This window comes from Agrobacterium sp. P15N1-A (assembly GCF_044626815.1).
Taxonomy (GTDB): Bacteria; Pseudomonadota; Alphaproteobacteria; order Rhizobiales; family Rhizobiaceae; genus Agrobacterium; species Agrobacterium leguminum.
The window spans coordinates 404,384-426,068 of sequence record NZ_JBIUPF010000003.1 but is presented as its reverse complement, the minus strand read 5'-3'; the positions used below and the strand labels follow the sequence as shown (position 1 = coordinate 426,068).

Genomic DNA, 21,685 nt, shown 5'->3' with positions numbered 1-21,685 from the left:
CTCACTGATAAAGGGCGGGACGGGTGGGAAGCTCGATTGCGACGGCTACCCCATCCGTTTCCTGCGCGGCCACGCAGGCGTCGGAGGTGATGGCGGCCACGTAGCCGTCCCAGGAGTTGGGTCCCGATGCCGTGCCCTTCGCCGCCGCATGGATGAAGTCCTGCAATTCCACATCGTAGCTGGCGATGAAGCGGTCTTTCCAGTCGGTGAGGATATCGTTCTGCAGCTTCGCGCCGAGGCGGGTCTGCACCGACATCGGCTCCGGCAGGCTGGCAATGCCGTCCTCGCCCACCACCTGGCACTGGATATCGTAGCCATAATGGCAATTGACGAAGATTTCGACGTCGATGATCGTGCCCTTCGCCGTCTCCAGAATGACGATCTGCGGGTCCTTCAGCCGCGCATGGCTTCTGGCCGCCGAACGGGGAAAGAGAACGCGCGCCGAAACATAGTCATCGTCGAGCAGCCAGCGCAGCACGTCGATCTCATGGATCATCGTGTCATGGATCGCCATCGGGGTGACATATTGCTCCGGAACCGCCGGGTTGCGGTGGGCGGCGTGCACCATGATCGGCGCGCCGATCCTGCTGTCGACGGCCTGTTTCAGCGCCACGTAACCGGCGTCATATCGGCGCATGAAGCCCACCTGAACCAGCCGCCTGCCATGCGCCACCTCGGCGTCGACGATGCGTCTTGCGCCTTCCGCCGTTGTCGCCAGCGGTTTTTCGCAGAAACACGGCTTGCCGGCGGCGATTGCCGCCAGCACATATTGCTCATGCGTGGCACCCCATGAGGTGACGAGCACGGCATCCACGTCAGGCGATGCGATCAGCTCTTCGCCGCTGGCGAAAACGACGGCATCCGGGGCGATGTCGTTCTTGACCGCCTCGGCCGAGGCGCCGTTGACGTCGCTGAGCGCAACGATCTTCGCGCCGCCCAGAACCTTGTTGATACGGCGGGCATGATCACGCCCGATTGCGCCGGTGCCGACGACACCAATTCTCACAGTCATCTGAAAAACCTCATTTCCAGTATTTGGCGACGTATCGCCGGGTTTCGCTGAGCATGAACCGCGCGCTTTCATCGACGCGGTCTTCCCAGGCAAAGACGCAATTCGACAGCACGCCGTCGAATTTCATGTCGGCAAGCGTCGCAAAGAAGGTTTCCCAGTCGATCTCGCCCTGGCCGAAATCGGTGTGCTGATGCACCCTGACCTTCGAGCCGGGCGGATTGACGATGTAACGCAGCTGCGACGACTTGTTGTGGTCATAGGTATCGGCAAGGCGCACATGCACCAGATGGCCCTCGGTCGCACGCAGGTTAGCCACCATGTCCGGCCCGTAGAAGAACGTGTGCGGCGCGATGAAGGAGGCCTTCACCGCTTTGGAATTGATGGTCTTGATGATGTCGATGGCCGGCGCAATCTCTTCGATCCAGTCTTCGGGATGGGCCTCCAGCGACAGCACCAGACCTTCCCGTTCAAGGATCGGCACCAGAATATCCATGGCGCGGAAGAACTGCGCTTCGCAGGTTTCCGGGCGATGCAGGCCGGAACGGTCGTTAAGGCTGCGATCCGGCGAACCGCCACGGCCGAATTCCGAAACGAACATCGGGCATTCCATCTCGACGGCAATCTCGATGGCGCGTTTCCAGTTGTCGATCGCCACCTCCCATTCGTCCGGATAGGGGCTTGCCCAGCGATACATGGGCTGTAGCGTCGCAAGGCCGACACCATGGTCCTTCAGCGCCTTTTTGAATTCGGCGACGCGTTCGGGATAGACCTTCGGCCGGGTCCACCAGGAAAGAAAATCCGGACGGGGTGAAAGTTCGACATAATCATAGCCGAGTTCGGCAACCTTGCGGCAGGTCTCGGCCAGCGAAAGGTGCCGGAACATGTGGGGGTCGAGCGTATGTTTCATGGCTGTTTCCAGTGGAGTGATAGATGAACCGGGGCTGAAGCCCCCGCTTATTTGGCGTAAGCGGACATGTTTTCCGGGGTGACGAGTTCGAACGGAACCCAGAGCGTCTTCTCAGGGCTTTGCCCGGCAGCGGCCTTCACAGCCGTCTGAACCGAGACCTCGCCCTGCTTCGTTGCGTTCTGGTACACGGTAATATCGAGATCGCCGGCCTGCATGGCGGCAAGACCGTCTGGCGTGGCGTCGATGCCGGCAATGACGACATCCTTCATGGAAACGCCCGCCGCCTTGAGCGCCTGCGCGGCGCCGATCGCCATTTCATCATTATTGGCGATGACGGCATCGAACTGGATGCCCGCCGTCAGCCAGGAGGAAACGAGGTCCTGCGCCTGCGTCCGGCTCCAGTTCGCCGTCTGCTTTTCGAGGATTTCGATCTTGCATTCCGGCTTGGAAAACACCGTTTCTACATCCTTGGTGCGCACCAGCGCCGCGTGGTTTTCCAATGGTCCCATCAGGATCACGGCCTTGCCCTTGCCGCCCATCAGCTTGCAGGCGGCTTCAGCTTCCATGGTGCCGGAATCGAGTTCGTTGGAACCGACGAAGGCCGTCCCATCAGGCAGGCCGGTTTCGAGTTCTGCCGGCGGGTGATTGACATAAACGAGCGGGATTTTTGCGGCGGACGCGGCCTTGGTGATCGCCGAGGTGGCATCACCATCCACGGCATTGACGATGATTGCATCGACACCGTTGGCGATGAAATTCTGCACCTGATTGAGCTGTTTCGAAGGATCGAGCTGGGCGTCCTCCACCAGAAGCTCGATGTTCTTGTCACGCCCGGCCTCAGCCCTGATACCGTTAAGCAAAATCGTCAGGAACGGATTGTCGAACGATGTCATGGAGACCGCAACACGGGTCTCGGCAAGGGCAGGCGTTGCGAAAATGCAGAGCGCAGTCGCCATCAACAGGTTTTTCAAGGTCTTTCCTCCCGCGGAAAACCTCCGCTGGTTCAATCGCACTGATATCGCTGAAGCCGGAATATCCTCCCCCGCCTTCAGCATCTTCGGTCTGTCACGTCATTGTCAGGCCCGAACGGGTCTCAGTTCTTGGCCTGATAGTCCTTGAGGTTTGCGGGTGTGACCAGTTCGAAGGGCACGAAAACCTTCTTGTCCACCGCATCCCCCTTTGCCAGTTTCAGCGCCGTATCAACCGCGCCCTTGCCCTGACCGGCGGCATTCTGGAAAACGCTCACATCCAGCTCACCCGCCGCCATGGCGGCAAGCGCATCCTGCGTGGCGTCGATGCCGGCGATGATGACGTCATCCATCGATCGGCCGGCCGCCTTCAGCGACTGTATCGCGCCGATGGCCATTTCGTCATTGTTGGAAATCACCGCATCGAACTGCACCCCGGCCGAAAGCCAGTTGGTCATCAGGTCCGAGCCTTGAGTGCGCGACCAGTTGGCGGATTGTTCCTCGACAAGCTTGATGAAGCTGCAATCGGACGTCGCCACCACGTCCTTGATATCCTGCGTGCGCATGCGGGCCGCCTGGTTGGAAAGCTCGCCCATCATCACCACCGCCTTCGCTTCCGCCTTGCCGGCTGCCTTCAGCAGGCGGCAGACTTCCTGCGTCTGCAGGGTGCCGGACTGCTTTTCATCGGAGGCAACGAAGGCCTGTTTTTCCGGCAGGCTGTCGAGGTTGACCGGCTGGCGGTTAACATAAACGAGCGGAATGCCGGCGGCAGCGGCAGCCTGCGAAAGCGCAACCGTCGCATCCGTATCCACCGGGTTGACGATGATGGCGTCGACACCGGCGGCGACGAAGTTCTGCACCTGGCTCAACTGCTTGCCGACATCGTTCTGCGCATCCTCGATCTGCAGCGAAACGCCGCTCATGCCCTTGGAATAATCGATCATGCCGTTGCGCAGCACGGTCAGGAAATTATCGTCGAACAGGGCCATCGAAACGCCGATGGTTTCCGCCGAGGCGGTCGTCGCCAGCATGGTGGCGAGCGCTGCAATCGCGAAATGTCTTTTCATGTCGTTCTCCTCCAAAACCCTTGAAAAGAACCGGCTGCACGGTCCAGCGCCCATCGCGCCGCTACCGTTTGCCGGCAAAAAATACCCGTCGCCGCGAAGAGAAGTCCGCAGCCTGAAGCAATCCGAAACATCGTTATTATCGTGGATCAGCCTCCTGCCCGCTCCACACGCAGGCAAGATTTCTCAGTCCCGGCCCGGCGTCAACGGGTCAGCGGCAACCGAAACCATCAAGGCTGATAGAAAGAGACGCGGAATTTATGATAGAATCTATCAAACCATCAAAGGCTTTCAGGAACCCACAGATGGGCGGGCACAAACCGCTGTCCCGGCGTTTCCGCCATGCCATGTTCAATGCTGTGAACCATGGTGGCGATGAGGTCCGTGCATAATTCACGGAGCGGCGTCTGGAATATGCCGCTGATACGCTTTTCCAGCAGCGCCTGACGGGATTCGGGCGTCAGTTCATTTACGAGACAGACGATGGCCTCCTGCCGGTTTTCCTGCTGCAAGGCCTCGATGACACCTTCCATGCCGCCGCCGATGCAATAGATGCCGACCAGATCCTTGTGCTTGGCGATGGTGTCCATCACCAGCTCATAGGTCAGCCGCCGGGTTTCCAGCGTAATCAGCGCGTCCATCACCTCGAATTCCGGCGCATATTCCCGCATATAGCTGCGAAAGCCGGTTTCGCGCAGCGAATGACCGTGAAAACGGTGACCGCCGAGCAGCAAAAGCACCTTGCCCCTGCTGCGCGCCAGCCGGGAGATCATCCAGGCCGCCGTGCGCCCGACTTTCATATTGTTGGCGCCGAGATAAGCTTCCCGCACCCCCTGCGCGAAATCCGAAAGCAGCGAAAATGTCGGAATGCCCTTCGCCTTCAGGGCCTCCACGGCGGCGGTGACATCGTGATGGTCCGGCCCGGTGGCCGCCACCGCCTGCACGCGGCCTTTCATGCCGGTCAGAAGCGCGGCAAGTTCGCTCGGCTCACCCGACTGGGCAAATTCGATGCGCAGATTGAGATGACGATCCCTCACGTTACGCGCCGCAAGCTCCAGCTCGTCGGCAAAGGTTTGGTAGAAGGCGTGCCGTTCCTTGCGCAGGATGATGCCGAGACTATAGGACGGCAGATCGGCCAGCATGCGCTGGCGAATGATGTTGGTGGCGTGAAAACCGATCTTCTCCGCCGCCTCGAACACCCGCCGCGCGGTTTCTTCGCGCACCGGCAGGCGGCCGTTCAGAACACGGTCGACGGTGGCGACGCTGACGCCGGCGGCTGTCGCAACATCTGTGATGGTCGGACGTTTCATGCGGGCACCCCGTAGACGGAAAGATTCCTGTCATATCTCGCAAAACATGTCACGGATCATGATGAAATCCAACATGTGCAGAGGGATAAGAGCATGGAGTACTTTATCAGGGAATAATCGACCGGGGCCTGCATCGCAGGGCCGGCTTGCTTGGCCCAGCAAGCCTCCTCCCCTCATCTCTGTGCTTGTCACAGAGATCCAGCCAGCCCAAGTCCTTGGGCTGAAAGAGTCCTTCCGCCGCGCAGACGCGCGTCGGCTGGATTCCTGTGACAAGCACAGGAATGAGGGGGGCTGGGATGTGTCAGAGCGAAAAATCACCTGCCGAGTAACCTGAATGGCCACTGTCACACGTAAGGAAGCTGCGGCAGCGGGCATTCATACCGTTTTACGGCGGCATTAGCACCGATATCACGATGCTGAAGCCGCTATCCCGTCAGACCCGTTCCAGCGCCACGGCAATACCCTGCCCGACGCCGATGCACATGGTGGCGAGCGCGAGACGCTTGCCGGTCAGCGAAAGTTCGAGCGCCGCCGTGCCGGCAATGCGGGCACCGGACATGCCGAGCGGATGGCCGAGCGCGATGGCGCCGCCATTGGCATTCACCCGTGCATCGTCATCCGCAATGCCGAGCTGCCTCAGCGTCGCAAGACCCTGGCTCGCGAAAGCCTCATTCAGCTCGATCACGTCCAGCTGCTCCTGCTTCAGCCCGAGCCGGGCCAGCAGCTTCGCGGAGGCCGGGGCCGGGCCGATGCCCATGACGCGCGGCGGCACGCCGGCAGCGGCACCGCCGAGAATACGGGCAATCGGCGTCAGACCGTATTTCTTCGCGGCCTCCGCCGATGCGACGATGAGTGCGGCCGCGCCGTCATTGACGCCGGAAGCATTGCCCGCCGTCACCGTCGCGCCATCGCGCCTGTTGACCGGCTTCAGCTTCGCCAGCGCCTCGAGGCTCGTGGCGCGCGGGTGTTCATCCTTCGATACCACCAGCGGATCGCCCTTGCGCTGCGGGATCGTCACGGGCACGATTTCCTTATCAAGACGACCGTTCGCCTGCGCATCAGCCGCCTTCTGCTGGCTGCGCACCGCAAAGGCATCCTGATCCTCACGCGATACCTGATAATCGACCGCAACGTTGTCACCCGTTTCCGGCATGGAATCGACGCCATATTGCGCCTTCATCAGCGGGTTGACGAAACGCCAGCCAATGGTGGTGTCGTAGATTTCGGCATTGCGCGAAAAGGCGCTTTCGGCCTTCGGCAGAACGAAGGGCGCGCGGCTCATGCTTTCCACGCCGCCGGCGATCATCAATTCCGCCTCGCCCGATTTCACGGCGCGGGCGGCTGCGATGAGGGCATCCATGCCCGAACCGCACAGCCGGTTGATCGTCGTTCCGGTCACCGAAACCGGCAGGCCGGCGAGCAGCAGCGACATGCGTGCGACGTTGCGGTTATCCTCGCCCGCCTGGTTGGCGCAGCCGAAGATCACATCTTCGACGGCTTCCCAGTCGACGGACGGGTTGCGCTCGACAAGCGCCTTCAGCGGCACCGCGCCAAGATCGTCGGCCCGCACCGAAGAAAGCGCGCCGCCGAAGCGGCCGATGGGCGTGCGGATATAGTCGCAGATAAATGCGTCGGTCATCGGTTTTTCCTCAAAGTTCCGGGGCGACGAGATCGGCGACCTCGCCATCGACCGCCAAAGGCGCGCCGGTCATCGCCTGCAATTCATCGAAGCTCATGTCAGCCAGTTTTTCACGCAGCACGAAACGGCCATCCACCACGTCGATGACAGCATGGCTGGTATAAATGCGGGTGATGCAGCCGACGCCGGTCAGCGGAAAAGCGCATTTTTCAACGAGCTTCGGTTCGCCATTCTTGGTTACATGTTCGGTGATGACGAAGACCTGCTTGGCGCCATGCACGAGATCCATGGCGCCGCCGACGGCCGGCACGCCCTTGGAGCCGACACGCCAATTGGCGAGATCGCCATTCTGCGCCACCTGGTAGGCCCCGAGGATCGCCACATCCAGATGCCCGCCGCGCACCATGGCGAAGCTGTCGGCATGGTGGAAGAAGGCCGCACCCGGCTTCAGCGTCACGGCCTTCTTGCCGGCATTGATGAGGTTCCAGTCCTCTTCGCCTTCCGGCGGCGCTTCGCCGAAATTCAGGATACCGTTTTCGGTATGAAAGATCGCCTGACGGCCGGGCGGCTGGTAACGCGCCACCATTTCGGGAAAGCCGATGCCGAGATTGACGTAAGCGCCATCCTCGATGTCCTGCGCCGCGCGCCATGCGATCTGGGCGTTGGAAAGCTTGATGTCTTCGCGGGTGTCAATGGTCTGGGTCATGCGTAGGCTACTCCGGCGCGAATGAGGACTTCTTCCTGTTGCGGATCGGGGATTTCCACGACGCCGTTCACGAAAATGCCTGGCGTGACGACATGCTCCGGATCGATCTTACCGGCTTCGACGATCTTCGAGACCTGCACGATGGTGGTCTTCGCGGCCATGCACATCAGCGGGTTAAAATTGCGCCCCGCCTTGTTGTAGGTGAGGTTGCCATAGGTATCGCCAAGCTCGGCTTTCACGATGGCGAAATCCGCCTTCAGCCAGCGTTCCTGAACGTAAGAGCGGCCGTCGAATTCCGCGATCACCTTGCCTTCAGCCAGTTCCGTGCCGAAACCGGTCGGGGTGTAGAAGGCCGGAATGCCCGCACCGCCGGCGCGGATGCGCTCGGCAAGCGTGCCCTGCGGCACCAGTTCCAGCTCGATTTCACCGGCCAGATACCGGTCTGTAAAGGCACGCGGATCGGAAGAGCGCGGGAAGGAGCAGATCATCTTCCTGACCATGCCGGCGTCGATCATCGCGGCGATGCCGATGCGGCCGTTGCCGGCATTGTTGTTGATGACCGTCAGGTTCTTCGGGCCCTTGTCGATCAGCGCATGGATCAGCTCGATGGGCGCGCCGGAGCCGCCGAAACCGCCGATCATGATCGTCGCACCGTCACCGATGCCGGAAAGCGCATCTCTAGCGCTCTTGATTGTCTTGTCCATTAAAACCTCCATCCAGCCGGACGGATGGAACCCGCAAGGCTGCCTGACCGTGAGGTAAATCCGAAACCGGCTCGACGGCAAGGATTTTGTGCGGTATATGATTTTTGTTCGTATATCGCACAAATGGAGCCGCCACATGGCTGTCAGCGAAAGAGACATGATGGGCGGTCTCGCCAAGGGATTGCGGGTCATCGAAGCCTTCAGCGCCGAACGGCCGCGCCTGTCGATTTCCGATGCCGCCGAGATTGCCGGGCTGGACCGCGCCACGACGCGGCGTTGCCTGCTGACGCTTTCGGAACTCGGTTATGCCGCTTATGACGGCAAGTTCTTTACCGTGACGCCGAAGGTGCTGCGGCTTGGCACCGGCTGTCTGGCCACCATGCCGCTGCCGCGCATCGTGCAGCCGCTGCTCGACCGACTTTCCGAAGAGATCGGACAGAGCACCTCCGTCTCCATTCTGGATGAGACCGAGATCGTTTATGTGGCCCGCGCCGCGCAGCAGCGGGTGATGTCGATTGCGCTGATGCCGGGTTCGCGCCTGCCCGCCTATTGCACCTCCATGGGCCGCGTTCTCCTTTCGACGCAGACGGCCGAGCGGCAGCGCGACATTCTCGAAGCCTCCCGGCTGGTGGCACGCACGGAAAGGACCATTATTGCCATGGACGCCCTGCTCGCCGAAATCGAGGCGACCGGCCATCGCGGTTATGCGCTGATCGATCAGGAGGTCGAGATCGGCCTTCGCTCCATCGCGGTGCCGCTGAAAACCATGCGCGGCCAGACGGTTGCCGCCCTTAATGTCGGGCTTGCCGCCTCGGTCGCCTCGATGGAGGACCTCGTGGAGCGATACCTGCCCGCGCTTCTTGCCGTTCAACGGGAAATGGCAAGAATGCTGGTCTGAAGCGGCACCTGCCGCGCCCCGGAATCCCCCATTTTCCGCTGCTCCGCCAGCCGCCAGGCGCGCGGGGTCATGCCGGTCTCGCGCTTGAAGAACCGGTTGAAATAAGCCGGATCGGCAAAGCCCAACCCTTCAGCGATCATCTGCACGCTGGAAACGGTAAAGATCAGCTCTTGTTGGGCAATCTCGATCTGACGCTTAGCGATCAGCCGCTGCAGGCTGAGGCCGGAAACGGAGCGGACCAAACGGTTGAGATGGGTCTCGGAAAGACCGAGCTTTTTCGCATAAAACTCCGCCTTTTGCGGCTCGCGAATATGGCGGGCAATCAGTGACAGCAAAAGTTCGAAACGCTGCTCCGCAACACCTTCGCCGGTTCCTTCCAGCAGCGGCCGCGCCGCCCGCGCCAGAAGCGCCGTCACGATGGCCAGTTGACCTTCGATGATCGCATCCCGGCCTGTCTCGCGTGTTTCATATTCTGCGGAAATCTGCTCGAACCCGCTGTGCAGGCGTTCGCCATCGGTAAAATCCCGCAACGGCAACAGGACAGGCCGCGGGAAATTCCGCAGCAACAGCGCCTGCACCGATGCCGGCAGGGCGCCCGGCAGCACGGTAACGATCACCCCGCCAATATCGCGTGAAAACCGGAATCCATGTTCGAAACCCGGCGGCACGACAATGGCGACCGGCGGGCGGATCGCCTCGATGCGGCCATCCAGCAGCGCATCGCCCTCGCCACCCCAAATGTACAAGATTTGCTGAAAGGCAGCGTGACGGTGCAGGCCGATTTCAAAGCGGTGAAGGCTGCTTCTGGAAAAAAGCGTCTCGCAATGAAAGCGAAAATCAGTGCCTTGCACCGCTTCTTCGCCATACAAACCCTCACTCGCAGCAAGCCGCATGTTCCTTCGCTCCTCCGCACAATGGTCGGATTGTGCAATTTGCCGATCAGAAAGTCCATTGAGCTTGCCGCGTCCCTTGGTCAATTTCTTGATAGGAGACAAGTTCGGGAGGAAACAATGCGCACCCAGGTCGTCATCATCGGCTCCGGCCCCTCGGGGCTTCTGCTTGGCCAGCTTCTGGCCAGAGAAGGCGTCGAGACCGTCATTCTCGACCGGGTCAGCAAGGATTACATTCTCGGCCGTGTCCGCGCCGGCGTGCTGGAAGAAGGCACGGTGCAGCTCATGGAAAAGGTCGGCGCGGACAAACGCCTGCACCGGGAAGGCCTGCCGCATGACGGATTTTCGCTGACCTTCGACGGTCGCGACCACCGTATCGATCTCTTCGACCTGACCGGCGGCAGCCATGTGATGGTCTACGGCCAGACCGAGGTGACCCATGACCTGATGGATGTCCGCGAAGCGGTAAACCTTGTGACCATCTACGATGCCGGCAATGTCGAACCGCATGATTTCGATGGCGCAAGCCCCTATGTCACCTATCAGAAAGACGGCGTAAGCCACCGGATCGATTGCGATTTCATCGCCGGCTGCGACGGCTTCCACGGGGTGAGCCGCAAATCGGTGCCTCAGGGCGCGATCAAGGAATTCGAGAAGGTCTATCCTTTCGGCTGGCTCGGCATTCTGGCTGAGGTGCCCCCCGTCAACCACGAACTCATCTATGCCAACCATCCGCGCGGCTTTGCGCTCTGTTCCATGCGCTCGCACACCCGCAGCCGTTATTACATTCAATGTTCGCTGGAGGACCGGCCGGAGGACTGGAGCGACGAGCGCTTCTGGGACGAAATCCGCCGCCGCCTGCCGGAAAACCATGCCGATGTGATGGTCACCGGCCCGTCCTTCGAAAAATCCATCGCGCCGCTCCGGTCCTTCGTCTGCGAACCCATGCGGTTCGGAAGGCTGTTTCTGGCCGGAGACGCCGCCCATATCGTGCCGCCGACGGGCGCGAAGGGCCTCAACCTTGCCGCCAGCGATGTGCATTATCTGAGCGAGGCGCTGATCGAATTTTATCGCGATCGTTCCGAGGCCGGAATCGACGGCTATTCGCAGAAGGCGCTTTCCCGCGTCTGGAAGGCCGTGCGTTTCTCGTGGTGGATGACGACGATGATGCACCGCTTTCCCGATACGGGAGATTTCGGCCAGCGCATTCAGGAAGCGGAACTGGATTACCTCGTACAATCGCGCGCCGCTTCCACCGCGCTTGCGGAGAATTATGTGGGGCTTCCTTACTGAGAGGCAGCCTCCGGCCTGCCATCCAGCAACTCGCCCGCCGCCTCGCGAATAGCCTGCATCAGCAGCGACAGCGGCAGCGAGGGCTGCGTATCGGCCCTCACCGTCAGCCCCACCGGGCCGCTGGTATCGCCAGTTTCGACCGGCAGGATCGCCAGAATACCATCCGCCACATCGGCCGCCACCACGCCTTCCGAGATGATCCAGATCGCATCGCTGGTGCGCAGGAAGGCGCGGCCGAAGGCGTCGGACACGGTTTCGATGCGGATCGGCAGGGCCGGCACGCCGTTGGCGATCAGGAACTGCTCGACGACAGGGCCGATGACCGATTGTCGTGTCGGCATCAGCACCGGATATTCATGCAGGTGATCGAACACCGAAAGGCCGGGTGACAACAGCGGGTGCCCGGCGCGCACCACGAAGCGCACCTTTTCCGAATAGAGATGCTCGAAGGAAAAACCCGCCATTTTCTGCGGTGCAGCCAGACGGCCGACAACAAGATCGAGATCGCCGACGCGCAACTGCTCCAGCAGCACGGCGTTTTCGCCCGTGACGATCTTCACCGGGCTGCCGGTTTTTTCGGCCAGAAAACCGGCCATCGCCTTCGGCATGATTCTCACCGAAACCGTGGGCAGAGCGCCGACCCGCACCGGCGGACCGGCACGCGCCGCCTCCTGCGATACCGAATCGACTGCCTGCCTGAGCGCGGTCATCGTCGCGCCGGCATGGCGCAGGAACACCTCGCCATAACGGCTGATGCGGATGCCGCGCCCCTCACGGTCGAACAGCGAGACGCCGAGAATATCTTCCAGCTCACGGATCGTCTTCGTCACCGCCGGCTGGCTGATATGCAGGATTTCCGCAGCCCGGATGACACTTTTCTGCCGCGCCACCTCCACGAAGGTTTGCAGGTGCCGGAACTTGATACGCTGATCGACCATCGCTCATATAATCCAGAGGTTATGATTTTCATCGATAATGTCATTTTACTTAACCGGAACCCGCTTGCAATATCCCCGGCAGGAGGAGCACATCATGCATTTTCTGCGCTGCGGCGAGACCGTGATCCATTACCGCGTCAGGGGATTGGACAAAGGCAAGCCGGTCATCGCCTTCATCAATTCGCTCGGCACCGATTTTCGCATCTGGGATGCGGTGATCGAAGCGCTCGGCGATGATTATGCCTATGTGCTGCACGACAAGCGCGGCCACGGGCTTTCCGATGTCGGGTACGCTCCCTATTCCATCGACGATCATGCCGGCGATCTGATCGCACTCCTCGATCATCTTGGCGTGAAGAGCGCGATCATCTGGGGCCTGTCGGTGGGCGGCCTGATCGCGCAGGGGCTTTATGCCCGCCGCCCCGATCTGGTGCGCGCGCTCGTGCTCAGCAACACCGCCCATAGGATCGGCACGGCCGAGATGTGGAACGCCCGCATCGACAAGATCGCCGCGGACGGCCTCGTCTCGCTGGTCGATCCCGTCATGGAGCGCTGGTTCACACCCGCCTTCCGTCAGCCTGACAATGCCGCCTATGCCGGCGCGCGCAACATGCTCTCGCAACAGCCGGAAGCCGGTTACAGCGGCACCTGCGCCGCCATCCGCGATGCGGATTTTACCGAAGAGGCCAGGCGCATCGCGGTGCCGACGCTTTGTGTTGCGGGTGATCAGGATGGTTCCACCCCGCCGGAACTGGTGCAATCGCTGGCGGGCCTCATTCCCGCAAGCCGCTTCGTCACCATTGCCGGCTGCGGCCATATTCCCTGCCTTGAACAGCCGCTCACCTACGCACAGGCGGCGTGCATTTTTCTCAATACCTTGCCGGAGCATTGACCGATGGCGGACCATATCGACAAGAATGAACGTTTCGAACAGGGCATGAAGACCCGCCGCTCCGTGCTCGGCGACGCCCATGTCGACCGGGCGCAGACCATGACGTCCGGCTTCGACCAGCCCTTCCAGCAGCTCATCACCGAAGCGGCCTGGGGCACGGTGTGGTCCGGCAATCACTGGACGAAGCGCGAGCGCTCGATGGTCACCATCGCCCTGCTCGCCGCACTCGGGCAGGACGAGGAACTTGCCATGCATGTGCGCGCCACCGCCAATACCGGCGCCACCGAGGCGGATATTCGCGAGGCGCTGCTGCATGTGGCAATCTATGCTGGCGTGCCCGCCGCCAATCACGCTTTCAAGATCGCCAAGCTTGCCCTGGCCAGCATGAAAGTCGATAGTTCCCCTGATAATTCTGGCACTGATAATTCTGGCGATGAGGAGGAGACGAAATGAGCAACCAGCCGCCGGAAACCGGACCGTTCTTCGCACGCAACCGCGATATTCATCCGCTCGCCTATGCGCCCGGCTACAAGACCTCGATCCTGCGTTCGCCGCAGCGCGCGCTGATTTCGCTTGAGGGCACCAAAAGCGAGATCACCGGCCCGGTCTTCGGCCATGGCATGCTGAACCCGCTGGATAACGACCTCATCCTCAACTATGCCCGCCCCGGCGAAATGCCGGTCGGTCCGCGCATTCTGGTGCACGGCCGGGTGCTGGACGAGCGCGGCCGGGGCGTGGATGGCGCGCTGGTGGAATTCTGGCAGGCCAATGCCGGCGGCCGCTACCGCCACAAGAAGGAAAGCTACCTCGCCGCCATCGATCCGAACTTCGGCGGCGTTGGCCGCACGATCACCGATGAGAACGGTTATTACTGGTTCAAGACCATCCAGCCGGGTGCTTATCCCTGGCCGAACGGGGTCAATGACTGGCGGCCGGCCCATATTCATTTCTCGGTCTTCGGCCACGGCTTTGCCCAGCGGCTCATCACCCAGATGTATTTCGAAGGCGACCCGCTGATCTGGAAATGTCCCATCGTCAAGACCATTCCGGACGAGGATGCGATCACAAGACTGATCGCGCCGCTGGACATGAATGCGACGCTGCCGATGGACATGCTGGCCTATAAGTTCGATATCGTCCTGCGTGGCCGCCGCTCGACCCTTTTCGAAAACCGCATGGAGGGCAACTGACCATGGTTCAGCCGCTCAACTATCTCAAGGAAACCGCCTCGCAGACGGCAGGCCCCTATGTGCATATCGGCTGCACGCCGAATTTCGTCGGCATCGAGGGCGTGTTCGAAAAGGATCTCGGTTCCGGTCCGCTTTATAACGACAAGGCGCGCGGCGAACGCATCAGTGTGCGCGGCACGGTCTATGACGGTGCGGGCATGGCGCTGAAGGACGCGCTGATCGAAATCTGGCAGGCCGATACCGATGGTTATTACAACAGCCCCAGCGAAACGCGGGGCAAGGCCGATCCAAATTTCATCGGCTGGGGCCGCTCGCCCGGCGACATGGATACGGGTGAGTTCGTCTTCGAAACCATCAAGCCTGGCAAGGTGCCGTTCCGCGACGGCCGGCCGATGGCGCCGCATATCACCTTCTGGATCGTCGCCCGCGGCATCAATATCGGTCTGCAGACCCGCATGTATTTCCCGGAAGAACAGGAGGCCAATGCCGCCGACCCGGTTCTTGCCCGCATCGAGCAGAAAAGCCGCATCGCCACGCTTGTCGCCAAAAAAGAGGAAGGCAACGTCTATCGTTTCGATATCCGCCTTCAGGGCGAAGGCGAAACCGTGTTTTTCGATATCTGACGCATATCGCGCAAAAGTGTGCAGCGGTTTTGCGACGACGATATGCGCAAAAGAAAGCGAGACGGAAGATGAGCCTTTCCCCCTTCGAGCATCCGTTTTTGTCAGGCCTCTTCGGCGACAGCGAGATCGTCGAGCTGTTTTCGGCAAGAGCGGATATCGACGCCATGGTCCGTTTCGAGACGGGGTTGGCGCAGGCGGAAGCACAGGCCGGCATCATCCCCGAGGATGCAGCGGAAACGATCGTTTCGCGGCTTTCGGACTTTGCCGCCGATATGACCGCGCTTCGCCATGGCGTCGCGAAGGACGGCGTCGTGGTTCCCGAACTCATCCGGCAGATGCGCGCATCGGTCGCCGGTCAGGCGGCGGACGGGGTGCATTTCGGCGCCACCAGCCAGGATGTCATCGATACCAGCCTGATGCTGCGGCTGAAAGCTGCGGCGGAAATCATCTCCGCCCGGCTCGGCCGCCTGATCGATACGCTGGGAGACCTTGCCTCCCGCGACGGCCACAACCCGCTGACGGGCTACACCCGCATGCAGGCCGCCATCGGCATCACCGTCGCCGACCGGGCGGCGAGCTGGACTGCGCCGCTGGAACGCCACCTGCTGCGGCTCGAAAGTTTCACGCAGAGCGGCTTCGCCCTGCAATTTGGCGGCGCGGCCGGCACGCTGGAAAAGCTCGGCGACAATGCCGCAGCGGTGCGTGCCGATCTCGCAAAACGGCTCGGCCTTGCCGACAGGCCGCAATGGCAGAGCCAGCGCGACGGCATCGCCGAATTCGCCAATCTGCTCTCGCTGATCACCGGCGCGCTTGGCAAGTTCGGGCAGGATATCGCGCTGATGGCCGAGCTCGGTGCGGAAATCCGCCTCTCCGGCGGCGGCGGTTCCTCGGCCATGCCGCACAAACAGAACCCGGTCAATGCCGAAACGCTGGTGACGCTCGCACGCTTCAATGCCGTGCAGATATCCGCCCTGCACCAGTCGCTCGTGCACGAACAGGAAAGGTCCGGCGCGGGCTGGATGCTTGAATGGCTGTCGCTGCCGCAAATGGTGACGGCAACGGGCGCCTCGCTGCTGATCGCCGAGCGATTGGCCAAGCAGATAGACAGGCTGGGCGCAGGCGAAAACTAGAGCATTTCCAGGAAAAGCGGAACCCGGTTTTCCGTCCGGAAATGCGTCAAAACAAAGAGGTGGAGTGTTTTCGCGATTCGAAGAAAAGCGGAAAAACTCCAGCCGCAAGGCCGGTCGATTTCGTGTTCAGACAAGGTTTCCGGGCGCTGCCGAACGGCGGGCCGGAGGCAACATGACGACGCGCGGAAAGCGCTTGCGCTTTTCCGCATTAGTCATTGATAAAAAAGGTTTTATTCAAAAATCCAGAGAATGAAAAAACAGCATGAAAGCTGCTTTTTAACCGGACATGCCGCTTGACACAAAAATGAACTAACTGGTACAAACATTAAGATTAACAGCCTGCCGCCGACAGGGGTTTTGAAGCCTGCAGCGGCAGTGAACGACAAATGGAGGGCTTTGGCGCCGCAGGGTTTCCAAAGCGATGCGGACAAGGCGAAACGCCTGTCCGGACCCGAACGGGTTGGGAGGAAGAATGTCTTACAGTCTCGATTTTTCGGCGGTCATGGACCGCCTGCCCGAGCTGCTTTTAGCCTGTCTGGCGACGATCGGCCTGGCGATTGCCGGCATGTCGCTCGCCACCGTCATCGGCGTTCTGGGCGTCGTCGCCCGCCGCTCACGCTTCAAGCTGCTGCGCGGCCTCGTCATCGGCTTTGTGGAAACAATCCGCAACACGCCGTTTCTGGTGCAGATATTCTTCATCTTCTTCGCCCTGCCGCAGATCGGCATCAAGCTCAACCCGACGGTAACGGCCATCATTGCGCTGGCTCTGAACGGTGGGGCCTATGCGATTGAAATCATTCGCGGCGGGGTCGATTCCATTCCCAAGGGGCAGGTGGAGGCGGGGCTTGCGCTCGGCCTTCACCGCGCGCAGATTTTCCGGCACATCATCCTGAAGCCGGCGCTGCGGGCGGTCTATCCCTCGCTCACCAGCCAGTTCATCATGCTGACGCTGACTACCTCGGTCTGCACCTCGATCGCCGCTTACGAGCTGACCTCTGTGGCGCAGAAGATCGAGGCGGATACCTTCCGGTCCTTCGAGGTCTATTTCTCGATCACGCTGCTTTATCTGGTCATTTCCTCGCTGATGATGGGCATTTTCTCGCTCATCTCCCGCGCATCCTTCAGCTATCCGGTCAAGTGAGGAAAAGACAATGGCATCCATCGGTCCCAACGAACTCTTCTTCCTGCTGCAAGGCCTGAAATGGACGCTTGCGCTGACCATCATCGGCTTTATCGGCGGCGGCGTCTTCGGCCTTTGCGTGGCGCTTGCCCGCGTTGCCGAAAGCCCGGCGATCCAGCGCGCCAGCACCGGTTACATCGCCGTCTTCCAGGGTACGCCGCTCCTGATGCAGCTTTTCGTGGTCTATTACGGCGTGGCGCTTGCGGGCCTCAATGTCGATGCCTGGATTGCGGTCGCCATCGCTTTTACGCTGCATGCCAGCGCCTTCCTCGGCGAAATCTGGCGCGGCGGCATCCAGGCGGTGCCGAAAGGCCAGACGGAAGCCGCCAATGCGCTCGGCCTGCATTACATCTCGCGCATGAAGGACGTGGTTCTGCCGCAGGCCTTCAAGATTTCGCTGCCGGCCACCATCGGTTTCCTCGTGCAGCTCATCAAGGGCACCTCGCTTGCGGCCATTGTCGGCTTCGTCGAGCTGTCGCGCGCCGGCCAGATCGTCTCCAACCAGACGTTCCGCCCGCTCACCGTCTTCGCCCTCGTCGGCGTCATCTATTTCCTGATCTGCTGGCCGCTTTCCCTGTGGGGCGCCGGTGTCGAAAAGCGGCTACAGGCCGCGTCCCGCTAGTCAAAATCATCTCATCAGCTTTGTAAGGAGGAGCAAAAGATGAAAACCACCAGCATGAAATTCTCTCGTCGCGCCCTGCTCGCGCTTGCCGCGGCAACGGTTGCCCTGCCCTTCGTCGCGCCGGTCGATGCTTTCGCCGGCACGGTGGAAGAGGCCAAGGCCAAGGGCAAGGTCGTCATCGGCATTCAGGGTGATAACTCGCCGTGGGGCTTCGTTAATTCCAGCGGTGTGCAGGATGGTCTCGACGCCGATATCGGCAAGGCCTTTGCCGATTATCTCGGCGTCAAGGTTGAATTCGTACCGCTCGCCGTGGCCAACCGCATCCCCGCTTTGCTGACCGGCAAGGTCGACCTGCTGTTCGCAACCATGGGCATGACGGCCGAACGCGCCAAGACCATTCAATATTCCAAGCCCTATGCCGGCAACGTGCTTTCCGTCTACGGCCCCAAGGACAAGAAGATCGCCGGCTATGACGATCTGACCGGCATCGCTGTCGGCGTGCCGAAGTCGAGCGCCATGGACACCTCGATCACGGCGGGCGCCGGCTCCAAGGCCAATATCCTGCGCTTCGATGACGACGCCGCCAATATTCAGGCGCTGATTTCCGGCCAAGTCGAGGTCGTCGGCGGCAACCAGTTCTACGGCGACCGCCTGAACAAGGCCGCCGAAGGCAAATACGAACCGAAATTCGACCTGACGACGCTTTACAACGGCGCCGGCACCCGCCCGGGTGAAAAGGACTGGAACGAAACCGTCAACGCCTTCCTCGACAAGATCAAGTCGGATGGCCAGTTGGCCAAGATCTACGACAAGTGGATGAAGCGCGAAGTTCCGGCCTTCCCGGACAGCCTGCCCGACATCCCCTTCACCGTGAAGTAAGCAGGAGGTTTCCATGCCGCTATCCGCCGCCGCACAGGTTCCGCTTATCGCCCTCGAAGGGGTTGGAAAGTGGTATGGAGCCTTTCATGCGCTTAAAAATGTCAACATGACGGTTCGCAAGGGCGAGAAGATCGTTCTTTGCGGGCCGTCCGGTTCGGGCAAATCCACGCTCATCCGCTGCATCAACCATCTGGAGGAAATCCAGGAAGGCAAGATCACGGTCGAGGGAACGACGCTGTCGGATTCCAGCCGCGCCATCGATGCGGTTCGCCGCGAAGTGGGCATGGTGTTCCAGAGCTTCAATCTCTTCCCGCACAAGACCATCATGGAAAACTGCACGCTGGCGCCCATGCGGGTGAAGGGCGTGTCGAAAGCCGATGCGGAGGCGACGGCGCGCAAATATCTGGAGCGCGTGCGCATTCTCAACCAGGCAGACAAGTACCCGGCCCAGCTTTCCGGCGGCCAGCAGCAGCGCGCGGCCATCGCCCGGGCGCTGTGCATGGAGCCGAAGGCCATGCTGTTCGATGAGCCGACCTCGGCGCTCGACCCGGAAATGGTGAAGGAAGTGCTCGACACCATGATCGGCCTTGCCCGTGACGGCATGACGATGATCTGCGTGACCCATGAAATGGGCTTTGCACGGCAGGTGGCCGACCGGGTGATCTTCATGTCGGAAGGGGAGATCATCGAGGAAGGCCCGCCGGAAGAATTCTTCCGCGATCCCAAGCACCAGCGCACGCGCACGTTCCTCGGCGAAATTCTCGCCCACCACTGAGGTTCGCGCGCTCTTAAGGCGGGCGGGGATAATCCCGCCTCTCCCACACCGTCCGATGAGCGACACGTGATCATGACAGAGAAAACATCCTTCAAGGTCGGCCTGATTGGCGCCGATATACAGCTTTCCAAATCGCCGGCGCTGCACATGCGCGAAGGGGCGGCCCACGGGCTCGATTATTCCTACGAGCTGGTGGATGTCACCGCCCGCAAGCTGCCGCCGAGCGCCCTTCCCGACCTGCTGGACGAGCTGGAAGCGCGTGGTTTTGCCGGCACCAACATCACCCATCCCTTCAAGCAGGCCGTTATTCCGCATCTGCATGAACTGTCGGACGATGCCCGCATGCTGGGCGCGGTCAATACCGTCGTCTTCCGGGACGGACGCCGCATCGGTCATAATACCGATTGGTACGGCTTTTACGAAAGCTTCGTGCGCGGTCTGCCGGATGCACGGCGTGACCGGGCGCTTCTGGTCGGCGCGGGTGGCGCTGGCGTTGCGGTGGCCCATGCCGCATTAAAGCTCGGTATCGCCCGTCTCGACATTTTCGACCGGGATTTCCCAAGGGCGGAGCAACTGGCCCGGGAACTCAATGCCCGCTTCGGCGAGGGCTGCGCGCTTGCCGTCAAAGACCCCGCCACCTCCCTGCCCTTTGCCGATGGCCTGATCCATGCCACGCCAATGGGCATGCCGGCCCATCCCGGCATGCCGGTTCCGGCCGATCTCATCGAACAGCGGCACTGGGTGGCCGATATCGTCTATATGCCGCTTGTCACCGAGCTATTGGCGACGGCGGCGAAAAAGGGCTGTCGCACCCTGCCCGGCGGCGGCATGACGGTGTTTCAGGCCGTCGGCGCATTCCGCCTCTTTAGCGGCCGCGAGCCGGATGCCGGGCGCATGACGGCGCATTTCACCGAGCTTTGCATGGCGGAGGGGGTCGCATGAGCCTTTTCACTGTTCTGAACGGTCCCAACCTCAACCTGCTCGGCCAGCGCCAGCCGGAAATCTATGGTTATGAAACGCTGGCCGATATCGAGGCCAATTGCCGTGGGATCGCCGAAACCGCGGGCCACGATCTGTTTTTTGCCCAGAGCAACCGGGAATATGAGCTGATCGACTGGATTCACGAAGCCCGCGGCAAGTCTGCGGGCATTGTCATCAATCCCGGCGCCTTTACCCACACCTCGGTCGCGATCCTCGATGCGCTCAATGCCTTCGAGGGGCCGGTGATCGAGGTGCATATTTCCAACATTCACAAACGCGAGGTTTTCCGGCACCATTCCTATGTCTCGACCCGCGCCGAAGGCGTGATCGCCGGCCTCGGCATCGAAGGTTATGAGGTGGCGCTGCGCCACCTCATCGGCCGTCTTTCGCGCCCGTCGTGATATGGGCGGGCGTCAGCACATAACGCAGCACCATGTCGCTGACATGCCGCGACAATGTCTCCTGGCCCTTATCCGTATAAAGGCTGTCGCCGAAGATGAACGAGAAGGTGGCGACATTCGAGACGTTGAAAAAGGACAGCGCGCTGATCTGCCAGTGCAGTTCCAGCGCATCGATACCCTCCCGAAAGATGCCACCTTTCTGGCCGCGCAGCAGCACGCTCTCCAGCGCGTCGATCGCCGGGCGGTTCAACTGGCGGATCGTTTCGGAAGACTGCATGTGCCGGCCATGATGGATGTTCTCGATCATCACCATGCGGATGAAGGCCGGATTGCGCCTGTGGTGATCGAAGGTGAACCGACAGAGCTTGTCGAGCGCCGCCGCCGGCTCCAGATCGTCCAGCTCCAGATCGCTTTCGCCGCCGCGCACCTTGGCATAAGCCTCCTCCAGCACGCGCTGATAAAGGCTCTCCTTGTCGCTGAAATAATAATAGATCATGCGCTTGGAGGTTCGCGTGCGGGCCGCGATCTCGTCTATGCGCGCGCCCGACAGGCCGTTTTGCGAAAACTCCTCCATCGCGACCGAAAGAATGTCCCGGCGCACCCCTTCCGGGTCGCGCTTCGCCTGCCGGGTATCGCGGGCGTCGCTCAAGGTCGTGCTTTTGCTCATGCTTCATTCCCTGGAC

At 61.2% G+C, this 21,685-nt stretch carries 25 protein-coding genes; 14 read left to right on the top strand and 11 right to left on the bottom strand.

Going from position 1 to position 21,685, the window contains the following annotated elements:
- Nucleotide 1: 1 nt before the first annotated feature.
- The 8 genes from ACIK7D_RS13850 to ACIK7D_RS13815 form a co-directional block, all read right to left on the bottom strand.
- Nucleotides 2–1,012: a Gfo/Idh/MocA family protein gene (locus ACIK7D_RS13850; protein WP_104679918.1), complete on the bottom strand. Its 1,011-nt coding sequence runs from the start codon at nucleotides 1,010–1,012 to the stop codon at nucleotides 2–4.
- 10 nt (nucleotides 1,013–1,022) lie between these two features.
- Nucleotides 1,023–1,919, bottom strand: a complete 897-nt coding sequence (locus ACIK7D_RS13845; protein WP_003519788.1) for a sugar phosphate isomerase/epimerase family protein — start codon at nucleotides 1,917–1,919, stop codon at nucleotides 1,023–1,025.
- Between the two features lie 47 nt (nucleotides 1,920–1,966).
- Complete coding sequence (locus ACIK7D_RS13840; RefSeq protein WP_174046440.1) at nucleotides 1,967–2,875, bottom strand: sugar ABC transporter substrate-binding protein; 909 nt, start codon at nucleotides 2,873–2,875, stop codon at nucleotides 1,967–1,969.
- 137 nt (nucleotides 2,876–3,012) lie between these two features.
- Complete coding sequence (locus ACIK7D_RS13835) at nucleotides 3,013–3,954, bottom strand: sugar ABC transporter substrate-binding protein (RefSeq protein WP_174046391.1); 942 nt, start codon at nucleotides 3,952–3,954, stop codon at nucleotides 3,013–3,015.
- Between the two features lie 278 nt (nucleotides 3,955–4,232).
- Entirely contained in the window at nucleotides 4,233–5,261 is a 1,029-nt protein-coding gene (locus tag ACIK7D_RS13830; RefSeq protein WP_137453990.1) for a LacI family DNA-binding transcriptional regulator, read from the bottom strand.
- Between the two features lie 433 nt (nucleotides 5,262–5,694).
- On the bottom strand, nucleotides 5,695–6,900 hold the full coding sequence (pcaF, locus tag ACIK7D_RS13825; protein ID WP_174046389.1) for a 3-oxoadipyl-CoA thiolase: 1,206 nt from the start codon (nucleotides 6,898–6,900) through the stop codon (nucleotides 5,695–5,697).
- Nucleotides 6,901–6,910: 10 nt separating this feature from the next.
- Complete coding sequence (locus tag ACIK7D_RS13820) at nucleotides 6,911–7,606, bottom strand: CoA transferase subunit B (RefSeq protein ID WP_137453987.1); 696 nt, start codon at nucleotides 7,604–7,606, stop codon at nucleotides 6,911–6,913.
- Complete coding sequence (locus tag ACIK7D_RS13815) at nucleotides 7,603–8,310, bottom strand: 3-oxoacid CoA-transferase subunit A (RefSeq protein WP_137453986.1); 708 nt, start codon at nucleotides 8,308–8,310, stop codon at nucleotides 7,603–7,605. Before ACIK7D_RS13815 ends, ACIK7D_RS13820 begins: the two co-directional genes overlap by 4 nt.
- Before the next feature lie 136 nt (nucleotides 8,311–8,446).
- On the opposite strand from ACIK7D_RS13815, the gene ACIK7D_RS13810 reads away from it, so the two are divergent.
- Nucleotides 8,447–9,208 (top strand): IclR family transcriptional regulator, encoded by a 762-nt coding sequence (locus tag ACIK7D_RS13810; protein ID WP_137453985.1) that lies wholly within the window; start codon nucleotides 8,447–8,449, stop codon nucleotides 9,206–9,208.
- On the opposite strand, the gene ACIK7D_RS13805 is transcribed toward ACIK7D_RS13810, so the two are convergent.
- A complete protein-coding gene (locus ACIK7D_RS13805) occupies nucleotides 9,178–10,101 on the bottom strand; it encodes a helix-turn-helix domain-containing protein (RefSeq protein ID WP_137453984.1) in 924 nt (307 codons plus the stop codon). The genes ACIK7D_RS13810 and ACIK7D_RS13805 overlap by 31 nt on opposite strands.
- Nucleotides 10,102–10,218: 117 nt before the next feature.
- On the opposite strand from ACIK7D_RS13805, the gene pobA reads away from it, so the two are divergent.
- Entirely contained in the window at nucleotides 10,219–11,391 is a 1,173-nt protein-coding gene (pobA, locus tag ACIK7D_RS13800; RefSeq protein WP_174058764.1) for a 4-hydroxybenzoate 3-monooxygenase, read from the top strand.
- On the opposite strand, the gene pcaQ is transcribed toward pobA, so the two are convergent.
- Nucleotides 11,385–12,329, bottom strand: coding sequence for a pca operon transcription factor PcaQ (gene pcaQ / locus ACIK7D_RS13795; RefSeq protein ID WP_137453982.1), 945 nt, complete (start codon nucleotides 12,327–12,329; stop codon nucleotides 11,385–11,387). The genes pobA and pcaQ overlap by 7 nt on opposite strands.
- 94 nt (nucleotides 12,330–12,423) lie before the next feature.
- On the opposite strand from pcaQ, the gene pcaD reads away from it, so the two are divergent.
- The 12 genes from pcaD (at nucleotide 12,424) to aroQ (ending at nucleotide 21,002) form a co-directional block, all read left to right on the top strand.
- A complete protein-coding gene (gene pcaD / locus ACIK7D_RS13790; protein ID WP_137453981.1) occupies nucleotides 12,424–13,221 on the top strand; it encodes a 3-oxoadipate enol-lactonase in 798 nt (265 codons plus the stop codon).
- A 3-nt stretch (nucleotides 13,222–13,224) separates the two neighbouring features.
- Nucleotides 13,225–13,674 carry a 4-carboxymuconolactone decarboxylase gene (gene pcaC / locus ACIK7D_RS13785; protein WP_135397455.1) on the top strand — a complete coding sequence of 150 codons (450 nt, stop codon included), beginning with the start codon at nucleotides 13,225–13,227 and terminating at the stop codon, nucleotides 13,672–13,674.
- A complete protein-coding gene (gene pcaH / locus ACIK7D_RS13780; RefSeq protein WP_137453980.1) occupies nucleotides 13,671–14,411 on the top strand; it encodes a protocatechuate 3,4-dioxygenase subunit beta in 741 nt (246 codons plus the stop codon). Before pcaC ends, pcaH begins: the two co-directional genes overlap by 4 nt.
- Before the next feature lie 2 nt (nucleotides 14,412–14,413).
- Nucleotides 14,414–15,034, top strand: a complete 621-nt coding sequence (pcaG, locus tag ACIK7D_RS13775; RefSeq protein ID WP_065655341.1) for a protocatechuate 3,4-dioxygenase subunit alpha — start codon at nucleotides 14,414–14,416, stop codon at nucleotides 15,032–15,034.
- A 68-nt stretch (nucleotides 15,035–15,102) separates the two neighbouring features.
- The gene (locus ACIK7D_RS13770; RefSeq protein ID WP_137453979.1) at nucleotides 15,103–16,164 is read left to right on the top strand and encodes a 3-carboxy-cis,cis-muconate cycloisomerase; all 1,062 of its coding nucleotides are present in this window, start codon (nucleotides 15,103–15,105) and stop codon (nucleotides 16,162–16,164) included.
- Nucleotides 16,165–16,228: 64 nt separating this feature from the next.
- Nucleotides 16,229–16,417, top strand: a complete 189-nt coding sequence (locus ACIK7D_RS13765; RefSeq protein WP_170985952.1) for a hypothetical protein — start codon at nucleotides 16,229–16,231, stop codon at nucleotides 16,415–16,417.
- A gap of 219 nt (nucleotides 16,418–16,636) precedes the next feature.
- On the top strand, nucleotides 16,637–17,305 hold the full coding sequence (locus ACIK7D_RS13760) for an amino acid ABC transporter permease (RefSeq protein ID WP_003519808.1): 669 nt from the start codon (nucleotides 16,637–16,639) through the stop codon (nucleotides 17,303–17,305).
- Between the two features lie 10 nt (nucleotides 17,306–17,315).
- The gene (locus ACIK7D_RS13755; RefSeq protein WP_137453977.1) at nucleotides 17,316–17,966 is read left to right on the top strand and encodes an amino acid ABC transporter permease; all 651 of its coding nucleotides are present in this window, start codon (nucleotides 17,316–17,318) and stop codon (nucleotides 17,964–17,966) included.
- 39 nt (nucleotides 17,967–18,005) lie between these two features.
- A complete protein-coding gene (locus ACIK7D_RS13750; protein ID WP_135397449.1) occupies nucleotides 18,006–18,845 on the top strand; it encodes a transporter substrate-binding domain-containing protein in 840 nt (279 codons plus the stop codon).
- A 13-nt stretch (nucleotides 18,846–18,858) separates the two neighbouring features.
- Nucleotides 18,859–19,620 carry an amino acid ABC transporter ATP-binding protein gene (locus tag ACIK7D_RS13745; protein ID WP_127758259.1) on the top strand — a complete coding sequence of 254 codons (762 nt, stop codon included), beginning with the start codon at nucleotides 18,859–18,861 and terminating at the stop codon, nucleotides 19,618–19,620.
- Nucleotides 19,621–19,692: 72 nt separating this feature from the next.
- On the top strand, nucleotides 19,693–20,562 hold the full coding sequence (locus ACIK7D_RS13740) for a shikimate dehydrogenase (protein WP_127758260.1): 870 nt from the start codon (nucleotides 19,693–19,695) through the stop codon (nucleotides 20,560–20,562).
- Nucleotides 20,559–21,002 carry a type II 3-dehydroquinate dehydratase gene (gene aroQ, locus ACIK7D_RS13735; protein ID WP_080819061.1) on the top strand — a complete coding sequence of 148 codons (444 nt, stop codon included), beginning with the start codon at nucleotides 20,559–20,561 and terminating at the stop codon, nucleotides 21,000–21,002. Before ACIK7D_RS13740 ends, aroQ begins: the two co-directional genes overlap by 4 nt.
- Here the strand turns inward: aroQ and ACIK7D_RS13730 are convergent.
- The gene (locus ACIK7D_RS13730; protein ID WP_127758261.1) at nucleotides 20,974–21,669 is read right to left on the bottom strand and encodes a TetR/AcrR family transcriptional regulator; all 696 of its coding nucleotides are present in this window, start codon (nucleotides 21,667–21,669) and stop codon (nucleotides 20,974–20,976) included. The two genes, aroQ and ACIK7D_RS13730, sit on opposite strands and share 29 nt — an antisense overlap.
- Nucleotides 21,670–21,685 lie beyond the last annotated feature (16 nt).